We start from the raw sequence: 16,920 nt of genomic DNA, 5'->3' as shown, positions 1-16,920 counted from the left end.
AATCTACACATATAAATAGGGGATTCTATTAACGATTTTGGGAGAAACATCTCAATTATGACAAAGATTCTAAGATTTGGCGTGCTATTTTAAAAAATGATTGTGCAGCTTCAGAGCTAGGCGCGCTTTTGACAATGGGTATTCCGGCGTCTCCTCCCTGACGAATTGCAGCATCTAAGGGGATCTTGCCAAGGAGAGTCGTGTTGAGTTCTTCGGCTGCCTTTTCTCCACCTCCGGTTCCGAAGAGGTATTCTTTCTCTCCATTAGCTGGGTTGAGGAAATAGCTCATGTTTTCTGAAACGCCCAGGATAGGAATGTTTACTTTTTCAAACATTTTCGCGCCTCGTGTGGTTACTGATACAGCTGCTTCCTGTGGTGTGGTAACAATAACCGCTCCATCGAGTGGAATGTTTTGAGCCAGAGACAACTGGGCATCACCGGTTCCAGGTGGTAAATCGACTACGAGAATATCCAAGTCACCCCAGTTTACGTTTTGGGCAAATTGCTGAATCGTTTTATTCACCATGGGGCCACGCCAGATAACGGGCGTGTCTGCATCTACCAGAAGCCCCATGGACATCGTTTTGATTCCCAGGTTTTCTAACGGGACCAAGGATTCTTCTTCGATGGTGGGTCTGCCTCGAACTCCCATCATTAATGGGATACTTGGACCGTACACATCGCAATCCATTATGCCTACGGCGCTCGAGCCCTTCATCTCGTTGATAACGTAGTCGAATGCGCAGGCCAGATTCACTGAAAAGGTCGATTTTCCTACACCCCCTTTACCGCTTGCGACCGCGATGATCTTTTTCACTCCTTTGATGAGGGCTGCGCTTTGCTGATTGCTAGCGGCGGGTGCACCCTGTGGGGGAGGTGTGGACTTGGGTTTAGTAACTGCGATCTCCACTTGTACATCTTCCACTCCATTTACTTCGCCTAGGACGAGCTCCGCATCTTTTTTGAGCGAAGCAGGGATTTGTGGATCTGAAGTGGTGATCGCCAATTTGACATTGGCGGTGCCATTTTCGAACGCAGCGGACCGCACGAGACCGAAGGATACGATGTCCCGACTGAAGCCCGGATAATTGATTGTAGCTAGCGCGTCTAAAAGAGATTGTTCTGATGACATAAAAGGAAATTTCCCGAATTTGGTGAGGACTTGTGATTTCTTAAAAAATTTTAGTTGTCGATAGTGAAAGTGTAACCGTTTATTAGACGAGACAAATAGATGAACTTTTGCGGTCTTTTAGTTTCTGACATTCCAACCATGCGTATCCTTAAATTTATCCTCCTTCTTTTTATAACACTATTTAAGCTGAATGCTCCCGGTCAGACTGATCTCGGCCCGATCGTCACCCATGCTAAATCTATCACGGTTTCGATCGATTCGAGCGATGCTCAAGACAAAGCACTACTGAACACAGCCTTCAATGCACACGGTGGCTATAAGGTAGTGGCCGCCAATCAATCACAGTTCCATCTTCAATTTACTCGCAGGAGTGCCAATGAAGTAGAGTGTGCGATACTGTCAGGTCGGCCTGCTAAAGAGTTAAAACGATTCTCTGAACGTGGTACTTCCAATAGCAGCAGTCTTTTCAGGACTGCCGATCGAGTGGTTAGGTTAACCTCAGGTAAACCAGGATTCTTTGCTTCACGCCTGGTGTTTATCGGTGAACGCGGAAATAATAATCAGGAGGTCTATTCTTCCGATATGTTTTTTGGAGAAGTCAAATATCACACGGCTGACCAATCCCAGTCGGTAAATCCTCGTTGGTCCCCGGATGGTAACAAAATAATCTACACCGGATATTTTCGCTCCGGATTCCCGGATATCTTTATTATTGATTCTAAGTCCTCTCATCGCAGTCCCTTTGCTACCTACGAAGGAACCAACTCGGGTGCTCGTTTCAGTCCGAATGGCTCGGCGGTAGCTATGGTTCTTTCAGCTACAGGCAATTCTGAGCTCTACATAGCCAACTCGATGGGGGCTAATGCGACTCGTTTAACACGTAACAATAGCCTGGAAGCTTCTCCTTCCTGGAAGCCAGATGGCACGGAGCTCGTATTTACGTCAGACTCAATGGGGAAGCCTCAGCTTTATCGTATTCCTTCCAAGGGTGGTAAAATGACCCGGATTGCGACGCAGATTAGTAATTATTGTGCAGAACCGGATTGGAATCCGTTGGATCCGAGCAAGATTGTATTCACCGCAGTGTTTCGGGAGGGCTTTCAATTGGTTCTCTGGGATTTTAAGGCAAATAAAAGCACCATTCTTACTCGTGGAGCCCGTGATTCAATTGAGCCCTGTTGGCTAGATGATGGACGTCATATTGTATTTACCAGAAGAATTGGATCCAAGAAGCAACTGATGGTTATTGATTCAGAGAGTTTACAAGAGCGACCTATCAGTAGTCCCCGGTTTGGTAATACGTCACAGGCGGACGCGGTTTACTTACGTTAAAACGCGAACGCCGGTTTGGGGTTACCGAACCGGCGCACTTATAATTATACACTCAGTATAGGATGTATTATTGGGAGTCAGTTGATAGGAAAGTTGGGCTATGACTGATCAATAAATCCTCCCCAACCCTGATGCCTCCAGTTGATAGACTCTAGCCTGTGTTAAGTACAAAATTCTATTTAACAGATCCTTTACAAAAGAAAGGCCACCCCGAATGGGATGGCCTTGGAAATTGACTTAAGATGACAGCTTAACCCTTGGCAGCGTTGAAATTCTCTTCTGCCTGGCTCCAGTTAACCACATTCCAGAATGCGCCAATGTAAGCCGGGCGGAGATTCTGGTAGTTGAGGTAATACGCATGTTCCCATACGTCCAAACCGATGATCGGTGTGGCTCCTTCCATCAGGGGAGAGTCTTGGTTGGCGGTAGAATGAACCACGAGGCTTCCGTCTTTTACGCTTAACCATGCCCAGCCACTTCCGAAACGAGTCGCTCCGGCTTTAGCAAATGCATCCTTGAAGGCATCGAGTCCTCCGAGTTCTGCGTCGATAGCAGCGGCAAGATTTCCTGTCGGTTCACTACTGCCTCCTGGAGCAATGATTTTCCAAAAGAAAGAGTGATTACTGTGTCCACCCGCATTGTTACGAAGCGCTGTTCGAGCTGCTTCTGGAACTGAATCGAGATCTGAAATCAGCTCATCTGAAGATTTGGATGCGAGGTCAGGGTTATTTTCCAATACACCGTTGGCATTGGTGATATAAGTTTGGTGGTGTTTGCTGTGATGGATTTCCATCGTGCGTGCGTCAATATGAGGCTCGAGAGCGTCATAAGCGTATCCAAGATCGGGAAGTTCGTATGCCATAACTATACTAAGTGTTTTCTGTTGATTTTGATTAGATGTGAAATACCTCAAGGGGAGGGACTTTATAAAGAAATATCTTTAGTAAATGCCTGAAGTCGTCAATCCCATATGCTCAGGAGGTTCTTTTTTCTGAAAAGAACTGCGTTAAGAGGGCCTTGCATTCATCCTCCAGGATGCCGCGGCTAACTGCAATCTGGTGATTGAGTGATTGAACTTTAGAAATATCGAGTGCTCCTCCCAGAAATCCCATCTTGGGATCAGGTACGCCAAATACGACTCGATCTAATCGTGCCATAAACACTGCGCCTGAGCACATCGGACAAGGTTCCTTAGTCACATATAAGGTGCAGTCTTTGAGTCGCCAATCTTCTACCTTCTGAGTGGCTTGAGTAATGGCTAGAATCTCTGCATGGGCCGTGGCGTCTCGGGTGAACTCCACCTGGTTGTGTGAAGTGGCGATGACATCCCCTTGATATTCGATGACGGCGCCCACAGGAACTTCATTCTGTTTATAGGCATCGATTGCGGCATTGTAGGCGAGTCGCATGAAGAAGGTATCATCTCTATTGAGCTGAGAAGGGTATACCTTCTCAAATGGGCATGAAATTGGGCTTTCTTGCTTAATTTTCACGTGATTTCGCTAGTTTCTTAAACCTTGACTCGGAGGTGTCGATAGAGCTTCCTACACCCTTCTTTTTTGCAAAAAGATACAAGCTCAAACGAACTGGAATATATTGAATTTCCCTTATGGCGAATGATGAAGTAATTGAAGTTGAAGGTAAGATCGCGGCGGTTCTCCCGGGAACTATGTTTCGGGTTGAACTTGCAAACGGTCACCAAGTGCTTGCGCACATCTCTGGGAAGTTGAGAAAAAACTTCATTAAAATTACCACGGGCGACATGGTGAAAATGGAAATGAGCCCTTACGATATTGATAAAGCGCGCATTGTTTATCGATTGAGAAATAATCAAATTCGCCGAAACGCGCCCATTAGAAGTTTTGGCCCACGCCGTAGACGCTAGCTTGCTGGTTCAATTCCTGTTTAGCTTTTTGGTTTTCACCTTGTGGAGTGAAGGCTTTAGGTGTTTCTTTTTTTATAAGATAACGCTCAAACTGTCACCCAGAAAATCACTATGTCTTTACTCGTCGGAAATGTAACCCAATCCATTGGGAATACTCCTCTCATTAAGCTCAATCGCATCGCCGCCGATATACCGGCAAATATATATGTGAAGTGTGAGTTCTTTAATCCCTTGTCGAGCGTCAAGGACCGCATTGGCTACTCCATGATAAAAGCGGGCGAGGATTCTGGACATTTGAAGGAGAGTTCAGTTATTGTGGAGCCTACTTCAGGAAATACCGGTATTGCTTTGGCTTTTGTTGCCGCTGCAAAAGGCTACCGCCTGATACTGACCATGCCTGAGACGATGTCCATGGAGAGACGTGTTCTGCTTCGGATGCTTGGTTCAGAATTGGTGCTCACTCCAGGGCCCAAAGGAATGGGAGGCGCCATTGCGAAAGCGAAGGAGTTGCTCGAAGACTTGGGTGATGAAGGATGGATGCCTCAGCAATTTGAAAATCCAGCAAATCCGGAGATCCATCGGCTGACCACAGCTGAGGAGATTTGGAACGCAACCGAGGGTAAGATCGACGCATTTGTGACCGGAGTTGGAACGGGAGGTACGATCACTGGCGTATCTGAGGTTATTAAAAGCCGAAAAGAGCTATTCACGGTCGCGGTAGAACCTTCTGCATCGCCGGTTATTTCTGGTGGCCAGCCGGGGCCTCACAAGATTCAGGGGATTGGTGCTGGCTTTATTCCTTCTAATTGCAATACGGATATTATCGATGATGTTGTTCAGGTTTCTAACGATGACGCCTTCAATACCGCACGACAACTTTCTCTTCAGGAAGGATTGTTGGTGGGCATTTCATCAGGTGCCACGGTATGGTCTGCTATGGAAGTTGGGAAGCGTCCGGAAATGGAAGGGAAGAATATTGTCGTGATCGCCGCCAGTGCTGGTGAGCGCTACATATCGACCCCACTCGGCGAGAAAGCTCGGGAAGAAGTTGCGGGATAATGTCCCTAAATCAATTTTGAAGCCCTTTGAATGCGTTTTGTTGGGGTTTTCATTTTCATGTGTTCACAGGTGGTTTAAGGTCTCCGGTTTATAATGGCTTCTTCGTTCACACATGAGACACGCATTCCAGGACCTGTAGTTGATGTCTTTGATTATCATCGTAGGCCTACTGCTCTCCAGCGCTTAACTCCTCCCTGGGAAGGGGCTCAAATTATTGAGAAAGTAGACGGAATTGAAGATAATGGGACGACACTGCTCCGGGTCGGTGCGGGCCCTTTCAAAACAAACTGGAAAGCCGTTCATCAGGATTATATTGAAAATAGGCAGTTTTCCGATAGCCAGCTGAGTGGCCCCTTTAAGTTCTGGAACCATGTCCACTCGTTTCGTCCGGTTTCTGCAAATGAGACCGTATTGAATGACAGTATAAAATACCAACTGCCCATGGGGGCCTTAGGTCGGTTGTTCGGAGCTCGAGCTGTTCGAAACAAATTAGAGCGGATGTTCAGTTATCGGCATACCGTTACTCAAAACGATTTGCGACATTTTGTACGATTTAAGAAGACTTCGAGGCTCCATGTTGCGATCACGGGTGGGAATGGTTTAATTGGCTCCGCATTGGCTGTTTTTCTTAGTGTTCAAGGACACCGTGTTTCAATTCTCAGTCGATCTGGAAGAAGCAAGGTATTTGGTTTGAGAGGCGTCCAATGGGATCCAAGCAAGGGATACATAGATCCAAATTTGGGAGCTGTGGATGCATGGATCCATTTGGCAGGTGAAAATTTGTCAGATGGTCGGTGGACGAAAAATCGGATGCAAGCTATCAGGGCAAGTCGAACTGAAGTTACCCGATTTCTTTCTGAGTACATTCTTAGCCAAAAAAAGGCTCCTGAGGTATTTATTAGTGCTTCTGGTACTGGCTTTTATGGATCTACTAAAACAGACACTGCAGAGTCTGCATCTAGGGGCAAGGGATTCTTGGCTGAGGTTTGTGAGTCCTGGGAGAATGCTTCGGATGGACTTAGAGCTGCTGGAATTCGTCGGGTCATTCTTAGGACAGGAGTGGTGTTGGATCGGAATGGTGGAGCCCTGGAAAAATTACTTCCGGTGTTTGCGGCAGGCTTAGGAGGTCGAGTAGGGAAGGGCGACCAGTTCTGGGGATGGATTGCGATGGACGATCTTCTTAGAATCTACGATACAGCCATTTGCGATCAAGCAATGGACGGAGTCTTTAATACGGTTGCCCCTGAGGTGGTTACAAATGCGGAATTTTCTAAGACGCTCGGAGGTGTATTGAAACGTCCTGCTTTACTGCCTGTTCCCGCAATAGTTCTGAAAGCAATGATTGGCCGCATGGCTGAGGAAGCATTGCTGACAGGGCAAAAAGCCATTCCTGAGCGACTGGAGGAAATAGGCTTTAAATTCGATTTTCCGGAACTGGATTTAGCGCTCAGGCATTGCTTGGGGAAATACTAAAACCGGTCTTCCACTTGTCAGACCAGTTACTTCTTGCCAGCGTTTAATTTCCTTTCCACGCTGGCTCGATCATTTCCATACAATGAAATATAAACCTCTTCTATTGATCCCCCTCATACTTAGTTTCTCTGGCTGTTCTAACAGTCAAAGCAACGGCGGTAATGACGGCCAAGCTCAAGTCAAAAAACGGAATCTTCGCTTGGTCTCTCTTCAAAATACATCGACCCCCATTGTTGGTGAGCAACTCATTTGGCTCGCAGACAGCATTAACGAAATGGCGTCCGATAGTATCCAGGTGAAGGTGTATGATCCGGATAAATTAGTAGGGGCCATGGAAGTTTTAGATGCCGTATCATCTGGAAAGGTTGAGGCAGGTTACTCGTCATCTGGGTTCTGGATGGGAAAAATCCCAGCGGCTCCTTTGTTCTGCTCGGTTCCTTTTGGGCCTGACGCTGCTGAATATCTGTCCTGGTTCTATTACGGAAATGGGATGAAGTTGTATCAGGAAATGTATGACCAGCATAACTTCAATGTTAAGGTATTGTTATGCGGCATTATTCCTCCAGAGACCAGCGGATGGTTTGCCAACGAAATAAAAAGTTTGGATGAACTGCAGGGGCTAAAAATGCGATTCTTTGGTCTTGGTGGAGATATCATGAAGAAATTTGGTGTAGCTGTTCGTTTGCTTCCTCCAGGTGAAATTTACCCGGCATTAGAAAAGGGAGTTATTGATGCTACCGAGTTTGCCATGCCTAGTATCGATGAGCAGCTTGGTTTCTATAAGATTGCAAAGTATAATTATTTTCCAGGTTGGCATCAACAGGCAACGACCTTCGAGTTATTGATCAACAAGGACGTCTGGAATGAGCTAGCGCCCAGTCAGCAGGCCATTATTGAAAATGCTGCTCGAGCGAATATCATAAAAGGAATAGCCGTGGGAGAAGGAAGTCAGGGGCCCGCGATGAGGCGCAATGTTGAGCGAGGTGTTCACCAAGTTACTTGGCCTCCTGAAATTATTGAGCAGCTCCGCTCTGCATGGGAAGAGGTTGTGGGAGAGAAGGTCACAGAAGATCCTTATTTTAAGAAGGTCTGGGAAGATCTATCCGCTTTTCGTGCAGAATACAAAGAGTGGAGTTCGCGTGCTTACACACGTTAATCCATTTCTGAGTGTGTAGAGAAAATCGATGCCCTTTATCGAAAAAATTGAAGCCATTTTGGAGTCTATTGGCCGTGCGAGTGCATGGATATTGTTGGTCTTGCTCGCATCCATAGTTCTTCAGGTTGGGCTGAACGCAATCAGTAGTTCTATAACCTGGATGGAGGAACTTCAGTGGTACCTGTATGGAATTTCTTCTATGGTTGCTCTCTCTTATACCATGACTGGAAATGGGCATGTTCGCGTCGATGTCCTGCATCGTCGTTTTGGGGTACGAACAAAGCAAGTATTGGAAACAGTTTGGATCATCATTGCTCTGATTCCTCTTTATATTGTTACGCTTGTGTATGGGTGGGATTTTGCCATCAAATCCTTTTCCATAATGGAAGGAAGTCCGGATCCGGGAGGTATGCCGTATCGTTGGATTGTGAAGGCATTTATTCCAATTGCTAGCGTACTTCTTATGGTGACCGCAATTTTGAGAGCGATTTTGATTTGGTCAAAACCTGAACTTTTGGAAGAAACGGAGATCATTCATGGGGATTGAAAATATTCTCCTAATCATTCTTTGCTTTCTTTTTTTGGGATTCCTTCTTTTGGGAGTTCCAGTTGGTTTTTCTCTTGGTGGAGCGTCGGTTATCACCACTGCGATCGCAGTATTTTCAGATCAGACCTTCGGGACCTTTTCTGGAATTGATTTCAATGTGTTTTCATTGGTGGTGAATCGGATTTATGGTGTCATGGGGAATTGGGCACTAGTTGCTCTTCCCATGTTTATCTTAATGGGAAATTTCCTCGGTAAATCTGGGTTGGCTGAAAAATTAATGCACTCATTAGGCTATATGAGTCGGCGGTTTCCAGGAGGACTAGCACTCAGCGTGACTTTGATTGGAGTGCTTTTGGCAGCCTCAACTGGAATTATAGGAGCCAGCGTCGTTTTATTGGGAATGGTTTCGCTTCCGGTTATGATGAGGGCGAAATATCAAAAAGCCTTAGCGGTAGGTACTGTTTGTGGTGCAGGCACTTTAGGGATATTGATTCCTCCTAGCATTATGCTGATTATTATGGCGGATCGTTTGCAGCTTTCTGTTGGCGATTTGTTTTTGGGTGCAGTGGTTCCGGGTATGCTGTTGGCCGGCCTCTATTTCGCTTTTATTATTGGATACTCGTTGCTTAAACCCGGTGTTGCTCCAGCCGTGGAGCTAGAAGAAGGTGAGGAAGGTCAAGGAGGCTTAGGTGCTTTGTTTATGGCGATTGTGCCGACCTTGGCATTAATACTCCTGGTTCTGGGTAGTATTTTTTACGGATTTGCCACACCAACGGAAGCGAGTGGGTTAGGGGCTGCTGGTGCTATGTTGCTCGCTGCTTCGAATAAGAGGTTGAATATGAAAGTGATTCGAGAATCCCTTGAAGGTACTCTTCATACCATGGGATTCTTGTTTGCCATCTTTATTGGAGCTACCTGCTTTTCATTGGTGCTTCGGTTATTAGGCGGAGACGATTTGATCGCTAACTTGGTTCAGAATTGGGATGTTGGAGACTATACGAAAATTGCGGCCATATTGTTTGTTGTATTTCTTCTAGGGTTCTTTCTCGAATGGATTGAGATTACTCTCATTATTTTGCCTATTGTGGGCATGGTTATCCTTAAAATGGATTTCTCATGGGTGGCTGAAGCTGGGATGGATCCGACAGCACGTCCTTCGTTGGTCTGGTTTTGTATCCTGTTTGCCATGACGCTCCAGACTTCGTTCCTGACCCCACCGGTCGGATTTGCGCTTTTCTATGTAAAGGGAGTTGCTCCAAAGGAAATTACCATTGGCGATGTTTATCGAGGAGCCGTGCCCTTTATCATTCTCCAACTGATCGCCTTGGCTTTGCTTATGATGTTTCCAAAGCTTGTGATCTGGCTTCCAAGTATCAGCTATTAAATGGCTTGTGCCCTTTAGGATAAGAAACCAAGGGGATGACTTATTAACGCTGGATCGTAGAAGTTCTTGATGTTTGGAAACACGGTTTCCATCTCACCGGAAGATACGCCGAACCAACGTGCCAGCTCGGAGCTATACTCATCAACTGAAGTGGTTGGTATCAGTCGTGCTCGATTGAGCATTAGACTGTTATTAAGTTGAAGGGAGGGATATTGACCAAAGATACGACCGCCTGTGACGGGTCCTCCCATGACAAAATGATTTCCTCCCCAGGCATGGTCTGAGCCTACCCCATTGGAAGTAAGCGTTCTTCCAAAATCTGAAGCGGTAAATGTTACGACCTTGTCCTTCATCCCAATTTCTTCGAGCGCGTCATTGAAGTACTTTACCGCTTGGCTGACTTCAGCAAGCATGACTGTTTGTGCATCGTTTACTTCACTGTGGTGGTCCCATCCTCCAGCTCTTACAAAGAAGGTTTGGCGTTTCTGATTTAATGATCCTTGTGCTGCAATTGAGCGAGCGACCATGCGAAAGCGTTCGGCCAATCGCGAAGGAGGCATCGGTGTAGATATGTCAATAGGCTCAATGGCTTCTTTGAATACAATGGATGAGTCAATGAAGCGTCGAGTGTTTTGGGCAAAGGTTCTTGTAAACAGATTGTGGTATTCTTGGCTCAAGAGGTCGTCCACGGCATCTTTGAAATACTTTTGGTTATAGTTAACCATCTCGGTTCCACCATTGAGGCCACTGATATAAGCGAAGGCTTCATTTCCTGTTTGGAAGATGTTTACCCCGCTTAGTGAAATATTCATGGAGACTTGTGAGTCTTCATTCATCGCCATGAGTAGGTCAGCTGTTCTGCCGCCCCAACCACCGGGGCTGGCACCTTTTACTTGTGGCACTGAGGTTTGCCAATGAATCTGCTGATCTGAGTGCGAGAATAGTCCACTTGGCAAAGCGATCTTGTTGTTGTAATCCTGTTTCGTTGTCGGTTGAACCAGAGTTCCAACGTTGGATACAAATGAAACGTCCCCGGTGTCGTAAAGATCCTTCAACTCCGGCATACTCGGGTGGATTCCAAATTCAGAATAATTCTGGCCGCCAGTAGTGATTGGTAGGAGATCGCTTTGATCAATCGCTATGTTATCCCTGGTAGCCTTATATTCCGAGTAGGCGTCGTCATTATTAGGAACGAGCATATTGAAGGAATCATTACCTCCGGCCAGGAATAAGCAGACCAAGGCCTTGTAATCATCATCGCCTCCTGCTTCTTGCGCCGCTGCCGTACTGGTCATGCGAAGCTGAAGAAGACTTGAAAGTAATGCGGTTGAACCTACTGCGGCGCAACTGGCCTCACCGAGAAAACGTCGTCTTGAAATAAATTTATCGTTGTTCATAGGTCTTCTTATTCGAGGATAGCAAATTCAGGGCTTATGGATACCAACAGGACTGCGGTTTCTACTCTTGTTTCAGGGAAAATATCTGGAATGGCTTCGAGAGCGTTCGCAATAATTTCCTTAGTGGAATCTCTCATTGTATCATGAGTTAAAAGCAAATCCAAGCGATCGATCAAAGCGGGGATGTCATTGGCTAAAGCTAGCTCATTGGTATAGTTCAACTGCGGACGCGGGTTGAGCCCGTTTGCCACACCTCCGACCAAGCCTTGTTCGATAAGTCTCCGAAACACATCAAATGTCTTCATTCCGGTTGAGTCATCCAGAATCTGAAATTCAGGTCCTACCTTCTGTACCTCACTGACTTCTCCATAAGGAACATAATCCGGGTAGTAGAAATTGAATACTGAGGGATATTTATAAGGGGACATTCCAAATTCGACATCCATTGCCTGCATCCAGAAATGCCCGTGGTCTCTCCGGCTTGGATCGTCGACAGGGCGCAGGTAAAACCCACGGCAGAGTTGCGTGAATTTAAGTAGCGGTTCGCGCAATTTCCCTCGCCCGGCGTTGATCATATAACCGGCATCTCTGGCTTCCGGATCCAGGAGAATAGCACGCAACACGGCAGCTAGATCTCCGCGTTCGCCTTCTCCATTGTCGATAAAAACATTGGCAACTCTTTCTATATACTCAGGACTTGGGTTAGAAGAAGTAAACCGTTGGATGAGCTTGTGGGAGATAAAGGGTGGGGTATTGGAGTGGTTGAAAAGGACATCGAGAGCGTGAGTGATGTCGACGATCGTATCACGCCCAGCTGGAATAATAGTGCCGTCGAACATCTCCTTCGCAGTTTTGTCATGACGATTGTTGTTTTCCCTCATGGGAGTCACTCGATTGGGGTTCCAGTACTTATCTGGTTGGTTTGCCGAGCGTACTAGACCTGTGAATACTTTTGCCAATTCAGTGATGTGGTAGTTGGTGTAGGTGGGAATGGGCTCTCCCTGCTCGTCTAATTGTAAGGTCCCATCATTGTTCAACATCCAGAGCCCGATCGTGAAAAGCTGCATCACTTCGCGAGCGTAATTCTCGTCAGGTAGTTGAGCCCCGTTTGCCTTTTGGTTATTCCAGTAGGTTAGATAATCTCCCATCTTTGGGTTCAGAGTTACTTCCTGAAGGAGTTCTCGGAAATTGCCAAAAGAGTTGCGGATTAGAATGTCGTACCAGTTCATCCATTGAATGGGGTATTGGTTCGCTTTACTTCCCGCTTCTCCCATCACAAAGATTTGTGAGAGCGCCCAAGCCATGCGTTGTCGCAGTTGATCTTCACCTAGCAGAGCTTTGTCCCACCAAACTGTGACCTTAAGGGTTGCGGGGCCTCCCAAGTATTGAGCTCTTACATCATCACCTCTTGGATCAATATGATTGAGCAGGTCGAAAGTGTAATAATGATCGAGGTGATAGCCCGGAGCCAAAGCCATTTGATCGTCAATCCAACCGGCAAAGTTCAAATCTGAATCTGACAGCTCATCGATTTCCTCGATGGTTGGACCGAAGGTTGCCTGTTTTAAGAAGCGAGCGGCTAGTCCTTCGTTAGACAGGCTGCTCTCATTGGCATCTGCGCGGAGACGAATGAATTTAGCGGTGGGATCGTCATTAAAGCTTAATCTCACGCCCCCTTTGATTTCTTGGACCTCTATTCCATTGATAAAGGGAATCCATTCGCCATTTCCAATTTTTATGGCTATGGTTGTCCAACTTTCCTCTGATAAATCATCATTTCCTTCCAGGTAAAAAATTAGTTCCCTGGATCCTGGCATTGGAAACAAATATGGAGGATCTATTGAGATGGTTGTTAGGATTGAAACCGTGGGTATTTGATCTTCTTCCTGAGCTGATGCTGATGAGAAGCCTATGAATACAGGCCCGAAAATTGCCAGAAAGGTGGCTAACACTGCGGGATATTTCATTGATTATTGGGTAAATTTAGATAATCCATAAGTGGTCAAAATTAGGATAAAGACTCTAAATGGAAAGCCTTATTGTGTAGTTCAATAAAGCAAATTGATTAAATTACACTCTCTTTACCATCAAAAATTCTCTTTAATTTGAGAAAATAGGAACCCATGTGACAGAGAAAACACTATGGAACTCATGATTGGTTAGTAGCTAAATTTTCCAATGTCCAACGCATCGCTTAATCTTTAAATGTTTTGTCTCTATTTCCTGAAAATGTTGAAGTTTTCTGGGCTCTGCTGGAGGTTTTACCTACAATAAATATTTTCAAGAAACAGTCTTTGACAATCGTCTGAGGCTTGTAGAGTATCCGCCTATTTTCTTCTACTTTTGAAGATTTTGACCCTAAGAATCTATCAAACACTTTTAAGCTTTCATATTTCTTAGGGTAGACGCCTTAGGCCTAAGGTCTAGACGCTCCCGGATGGATCCAACCGGGAGCGTTTATTTTTAAAACTCCAAGGTGAGAATTCATCCTAACTATTCCTAGCATTCGTAGAGGAGGAAAAGATAACGTTTCTGATCTGTGAAAGCGGCAGAATCGATAAGATCACGATCTCGATTTATTTTATCCCACTTCTTTCTGAATATACGAAACAATAGCTTGGAGAGAATAGGATGTTTTTGCCGTGGCTTTTCTGAAAAAATTTCAGCTGCTTTGAGAATCCGTTCAGCCAAGAGAAGCGCCAAGTCCAATGTTTTGGCTGTCTCTTCTGTTATGTCACGTTCATCAATTAGTCTAAATCCCTGCTTCTCTGATTCCGCTTTAAAATTATTCAGGTTGTGTCCGCTTTTTGCTAATACCCCATCGGAGTGATCGAGCACAAAATAGTCACAGATCATCAAATGTCCTCCTGGGGTTAGGTGTTTTCTTACTTTTTCGAAGAGCTGGACAAAGGGTATATACTGAGCTGACTCGCTCATTACTACACAATCGAAACGTTCTTCAGAATCAAAGTCTTCAAACAAACAGTGGTAAAAGGGGACGTTTAGGTTCTGTGTGAAGTTTTCTTTTTGAGTCTTATCTGGGGACAGGCCATGTACTTCGAGTCCCATGGAAAGCATACGCTGAGTCATGGCTGAAGTTCCGCAGCCTACGTCCAGGACTTTTTTGGCTGTGGAAGGTAACTTGCTGATCAGGAAATTTTCGTAGCGCAGCTGAGCTTCTTTTAAATTGGCAATCGTTAGCTCTTCATTGCCCTCCCATATTCCGTAATGGAGATGGTCCAGTCCAAGGACTTCGTTGTAGAAGCGGAGTGATCTATCGTCTTCGCGAGACATATCTGAGTGTGTAGGCGATTCGTAACAGTGGCTAAGATGAGATTGGTCTTTGCCTAAGGAATTATTCGAATCAATTTAATGGTTGATACGATGTTCGAACTTAAAGTCTCTTGTAGATGATGGGTATGTCCAATCCTTAAATTATCAAATTTCAAAGGTAATCTGGATGAAACTATTTATAATACCCCCATCCTATAGAAAGAATTTATCCAAAGCTTGATCACCTAGTCTTTTCTCTGTGTAGTTTATCGAAGAAGAGCCGAGGCTCCTCGATCATCAACTGTCTCAATTCTCCCAGGTCTTTATTATGTCTGATTTACCCCTGTCTTTGCTTTCGTTGTTGGCTCTTACGCCCATTCTAGTGGTGTTCATCTTTTTGGTGATCTTAAGGTGGCCTGCAAAGAAAGCCATGCCGGTAGCCTATTTCTTTACTGCTCTGATTGCGTTTACGGTATGGAAAACTTCGGCTCCCCAAATCGGTGCTGCATCGGTTCATGGATTGGTCACGGCCTTAAATTTACTGTTCATTGTTTTCGGAGCCATATTGCTTCTGAATACTCTAAAGGCTTGCGGAGATATACATGCGATTCGGCAGGGGTTTGTGGATATTTCTCCCGACAGGCGAGTGCAGGTAATAATCATTGCTTGGCTATTTGGATCCTTCATTGAAGGAGCAGCTGGATTTGGAACTCCTGCTGCCATCGCTGCTCCATTGCTTGTGGCTATTGGCTTTCCTGCAATGGCTGCCGTTGTAGTGGCTTTAATTATACAAAGTACACCTGTTTCGTTTGGCGCTGTCGGAACTCCTATTCTCGTGGGTGTGAATACAGGGCTTTCTGAACAACCGCAAGTGCAGCAGTTGCTGACTGAGTTGGGCGTATCTCATGAAGTTTATTTGCATACGATTGGAGCGACTGTTTCTCTGTTTCATGGAATTGTTGGCACTTTTATTCCATTGATTATGGTAGCCATAATGACGCGATTTTTTGGAAGCAAAAAGTCATTTCGTGAAGGCCTTGCTATTTGGAAGTTTGCTCTTTTTGCAGGCGTATCATTTACTGTTCCATATATGCTTTTAGGGCGATTATTAGGTCCTGAGTTTCCTTCTCTGTTAGGTTCGTTGGTAGGGCTTGTGATTGTTGTGAGTGCTACCAAGGCAGGCTTTCTTCAGCCAAAAAATATTTGGAGTTTCCCGCGTGAAGAAGATTGGGAAGATGAGTGGAGAGGAGATTTTCATGTGGACGCACACGATGCTGAAATGAAAGTCTCGCGGGGGCACTTCTTTAAGGCCTGGTCTCCATACATTATTGTCGCCGTTCTCCTAGTCATAACGCGAACGATTCCGGCGGTTAAAGGCTTTATAACTCAATCTGGTTTAACGCTATCTTGGAGTAATATCTTTGGAACGGCCATTTCGACCAAATCTCAGCCATTATACCTGCCAGGATTTTTATTTATTATCACAGTGCTATGCGCCTACGGCATATTCAGGATGAACGGAGAGCAAATTAAACGATCCTGGAAAGAGTCCGGGCACACGCTGCTTGGTGCCGCCTCAGCCTTGATTTTTGCAGTACCTATGGTTCAGGTGTTTTTGAATACCCAGTCGGCAACTTTGGAAGCGATGCCACGAGTTCTTGCACAAGGTGTATCTGAACTATTCGGGACGATGTGGCCTTTGGTTGCTCCAACCATTGGTGCTTTGGGTGCGTTTATCGCGGGAAGTAATACCATAAGTAATATGATGTTTTCGCTGTTCCAGTTTGAGATGGCTCAAAATATCGGAGTCACAGAATATATTGTAGTATCGCTTCAGGCAGTTGGAGGTGCGGCAGGGAATATGATTTGTGTTCACAATGTAGTAGCAGCTTCTGCAACAGTCGGCCTACTTGGTAAGGAAGGAAGCGTAATTCGAAAGACCCTTATCCCTATGGCTTGGTATGTGATCTTTGCAGGTGGACTTGGGTTGATATTCTTAAATGGCTTAGGTCTAAATCTGGGCACGCTTATTCTTGCTGGTATGACCGTCTTAATTCTCTGGCTAATTGTACAAGGGGCGAAATCGGAATCGTCTTCAGGATAAAAAACTTTTAAAAAAGCCACAGCTCCTTCCGCTAAGAAACCAGACTTCTTAGTTTCCTTATTTGTTTTAAGATTAAAAGCGTCCTGAATTATGGATGCAGGGGGTCAATGAATGGATAGGGATTTAAAGAAAGAATTCGCGGCGTTTTGTGTGAGGTTTCAAGTGCCGGTATATGCAC

At 45.4% G+C, this 16,920-nt stretch carries 14 protein-coding genes; 8 read left to right on the top strand and 6 right to left on the bottom strand.

Features of this window, described 5'->3' with window-relative positions:
- Positions 1 to 55 precede the first annotated feature (55 nt).
- Entirely contained in the window at positions 56 to 1,132 is a 1,077-nt protein-coding gene (locus tag GA003_10805) for an Mrp/NBP35 family ATP-binding protein (protein ID QXD26539.1), read from the bottom strand.
- Positions 1,133 to 1,270: 138 nt separating this feature from the next.
- Between GA003_10805 and GA003_10800 the strand changes: the two genes are divergently transcribed.
- Positions 1,271 to 2,464, top strand: a complete 1,194-nt coding sequence (locus GA003_10800) for a PD40 domain-containing protein (protein QXD26538.1) — start codon at positions 1,271 to 1,273, stop codon at positions 2,462 to 2,464.
- Positions 2,465 to 2,714: 250 nt separating this feature from the next.
- Here GA003_10800 and GA003_10795 read toward each other — a convergent pair whose 3' ends face one another.
- Positions 2,715 to 3,326, bottom strand: coding sequence for a superoxide dismutase (locus GA003_10795; GenBank protein QXD26537.1), 612 nt, complete (start codon positions 3,324 to 3,326; stop codon positions 2,715 to 2,717).
- A gap of 112 nt (positions 3,327 to 3,438) precedes the next feature.
- Positions 3,439 to 3,873: a nucleoside deaminase gene (locus GA003_10790; protein QXD30409.1), complete on the bottom strand. Its 435-nt coding sequence runs from the start codon at positions 3,871 to 3,873 to the stop codon at positions 3,439 to 3,441.
- A 200-nt stretch (positions 3,874 to 4,073) separates the two neighbouring features.
- On the opposite strand from GA003_10790, the gene infA reads away from it, so the two are divergent.
- The 6 genes from infA (at position 4,074) to GA003_10760 (ending at position 9,968) form a co-directional block, all read left to right on the top strand.
- Positions 4,074 to 4,349 carry a translation initiation factor IF-1 gene (gene infA / locus GA003_10785; protein ID QXD26536.1) on the top strand — a complete coding sequence of 92 codons (276 nt, stop codon included), beginning with the start codon at positions 4,074 to 4,076 and terminating at the stop codon, positions 4,347 to 4,349.
- Positions 4,350 to 4,460: 111 nt separating this feature from the next.
- Positions 4,461 to 5,408: a cysteine synthase A gene (gene cysK / locus GA003_10780; protein ID QXD26535.1), complete on the top strand. Its 948-nt coding sequence runs from the start codon at positions 4,461 to 4,463 to the stop codon at positions 5,406 to 5,408.
- A 93-nt stretch (positions 5,409 to 5,501) separates the two neighbouring features.
- Positions 5,502 to 6,881 carry a TIGR01777 family oxidoreductase gene (locus tag GA003_10775; GenBank protein QXD26534.1) on the top strand — a complete coding sequence of 460 codons (1,380 nt, stop codon included), beginning with the start codon at positions 5,502 to 5,504 and terminating at the stop codon, positions 6,879 to 6,881.
- Between the two features lie 82 nt (positions 6,882 to 6,963).
- A complete protein-coding gene (locus tag GA003_10770) occupies positions 6,964 to 8,037 on the top strand; it encodes a TRAP transporter substrate-binding protein (GenBank protein QXD26533.1) in 1,074 nt (357 codons plus the stop codon).
- Positions 8,038 to 8,065: 28 nt separating this feature from the next.
- A complete protein-coding gene (locus GA003_10765) occupies positions 8,066 to 8,584 on the top strand; it encodes a TRAP transporter small permease subunit (protein QXD26532.1) in 519 nt (172 codons plus the stop codon).
- Positions 8,574 to 9,968, top strand: coding sequence for a TRAP transporter large permease subunit (locus GA003_10760; protein ID QXD26531.1), 1,395 nt, complete (start codon positions 8,574 to 8,576; stop codon positions 9,966 to 9,968). The genes GA003_10765 and GA003_10760 overlap by 11 nt, the downstream gene beginning before the upstream one ends.
- 14 nt (positions 9,969 to 9,982) lie before the next feature.
- Here the strand turns inward: GA003_10760 and GA003_10755 are convergent, their stop codons facing one another.
- The 3 genes from GA003_10755 to GA003_10745 all read right to left on the bottom strand — a co-directional run bounded on the left by GA003_10755 (position 9,983) and on the right by GA003_10745 (position 14,659).
- A complete protein-coding gene (locus GA003_10755; GenBank protein QXD26530.1) occupies positions 9,983 to 11,365 on the bottom strand; it encodes a DUF1501 domain-containing protein in 1,383 nt (460 codons plus the stop codon).
- A gap of 8 nt (positions 11,366 to 11,373) precedes the next feature.
- Positions 11,374 to 13,332, bottom strand: coding sequence for a DUF1800 domain-containing protein (locus GA003_10750; protein QXD26529.1), 1,959 nt, complete (start codon positions 13,330 to 13,332; stop codon positions 11,374 to 11,376).
- A gap of 532 nt (positions 13,333 to 13,864) precedes the next feature.
- A complete protein-coding gene (locus GA003_10745; GenBank protein QXD26528.1) occupies positions 13,865 to 14,659 on the bottom strand; it encodes a methyltransferase domain-containing protein in 795 nt (264 codons plus the stop codon).
- A 307-nt stretch (positions 14,660 to 14,966) separates the two neighbouring features.
- Here GA003_10745 and GA003_10740 point away from each other — a divergent pair, with 307 nt between their 5' ends.
- Positions 14,967 to 16,742 carry an L-lactate permease gene (locus GA003_10740; protein ID QXD26527.1) on the top strand — a complete coding sequence of 592 codons (1,776 nt, stop codon included), beginning with the start codon at positions 14,967 to 14,969 and terminating at the stop codon, positions 16,740 to 16,742.
- Positions 16,743 to 16,920: the final 178 nt, after the last annotated feature.

The organism is Opitutia bacterium ISCC 52, assembly GCA_014529675.2.
In the GTDB taxonomy this organism is placed as follows: domain Bacteria; phylum Verrucomicrobiota; class Verrucomicrobiia; order Opitutales; family UBA2995; genus UBA2995.
The sequence above is the reverse complement of the archived record's forward strand: the minus strand, read 5'-3'. Positions and strand labels throughout refer to the sequence as shown.

Excerpts from the sequence above, each read along its gene's own strand:
- GA003_10805 (QXD26539.1), bottom strand. The coding sequence starts at position 1,132 with ATGTCATCAGAACAATCTCTTTTAGACGCGCTAGCTACAATCAATTAT.
- GA003_10800 (QXD26538.1), top strand. The coding sequence starts at position 1,271 with ATGCGTATCCTTAAATTTATCCTCCTTCTTTTTATAACACTATTTAAG.
- GA003_10795 (QXD26537.1), bottom strand. The coding sequence starts at position 3,326 with ATGGCATACGAACTTCCCGATCTTGGATACGCTTATGACGCTCTCGAG.
- GA003_10790 (QXD30409.1), bottom strand. The coding sequence starts at position 3,873 with ATGCGACTCGCCTACAATGCCGCAATCGATGCCTATAAACAGAATGAA.
- infA (QXD26536.1), top strand. The coding sequence starts at position 4,074 with ATGGCGAATGATGAAGTAATTGAAGTTGAAGGTAAGATCGCGGCGGTT.
- cysK (QXD26535.1), top strand. The coding sequence starts at position 4,461 with ATGTCTTTACTCGTCGGAAATGTAACCCAATCCATTGGGAATACTCCT.
- GA003_10775 (QXD26534.1), top strand. The coding sequence starts at position 5,502 with ATGGCTTCTTCGTTCACACATGAGACACGCATTCCAGGACCTGTAGTT.
- GA003_10770 (QXD26533.1), top strand. The coding sequence starts at position 6,964 with ATGAAATATAAACCTCTTCTATTGATCCCCCTCATACTTAGTTTCTCT.
- GA003_10765 (QXD26532.1), top strand. The coding sequence starts at position 8,066 with ATGCCCTTTATCGAAAAAATTGAAGCCATTTTGGAGTCTATTGGCCGT.
- GA003_10760 (QXD26531.1), top strand. The coding sequence starts at position 8,574 with ATGGGGATTGAAAATATTCTCCTAATCATTCTTTGCTTTCTTTTTTTG.
- GA003_10755 (QXD26530.1), bottom strand. The coding sequence starts at position 11,365 with ATGAACAACGATAAATTTATTTCAAGACGACGTTTTCTCGGTGAGGCC.
- GA003_10750 (QXD26529.1), bottom strand. The coding sequence starts at position 13,332 with ATGAAATATCCCGCAGTGTTAGCCACCTTTCTGGCAATTTTCGGGCCT.
- GA003_10745 (QXD26528.1), bottom strand. The coding sequence starts at position 14,659 with ATGTCTCGCGAAGACGATAGATCACTCCGCTTCTACAACGAAGTCCTT.
- GA003_10740 (QXD26527.1), top strand. The coding sequence starts at position 14,967 with ATGTCTGATTTACCCCTGTCTTTGCTTTCGTTGTTGGCTCTTACGCCC.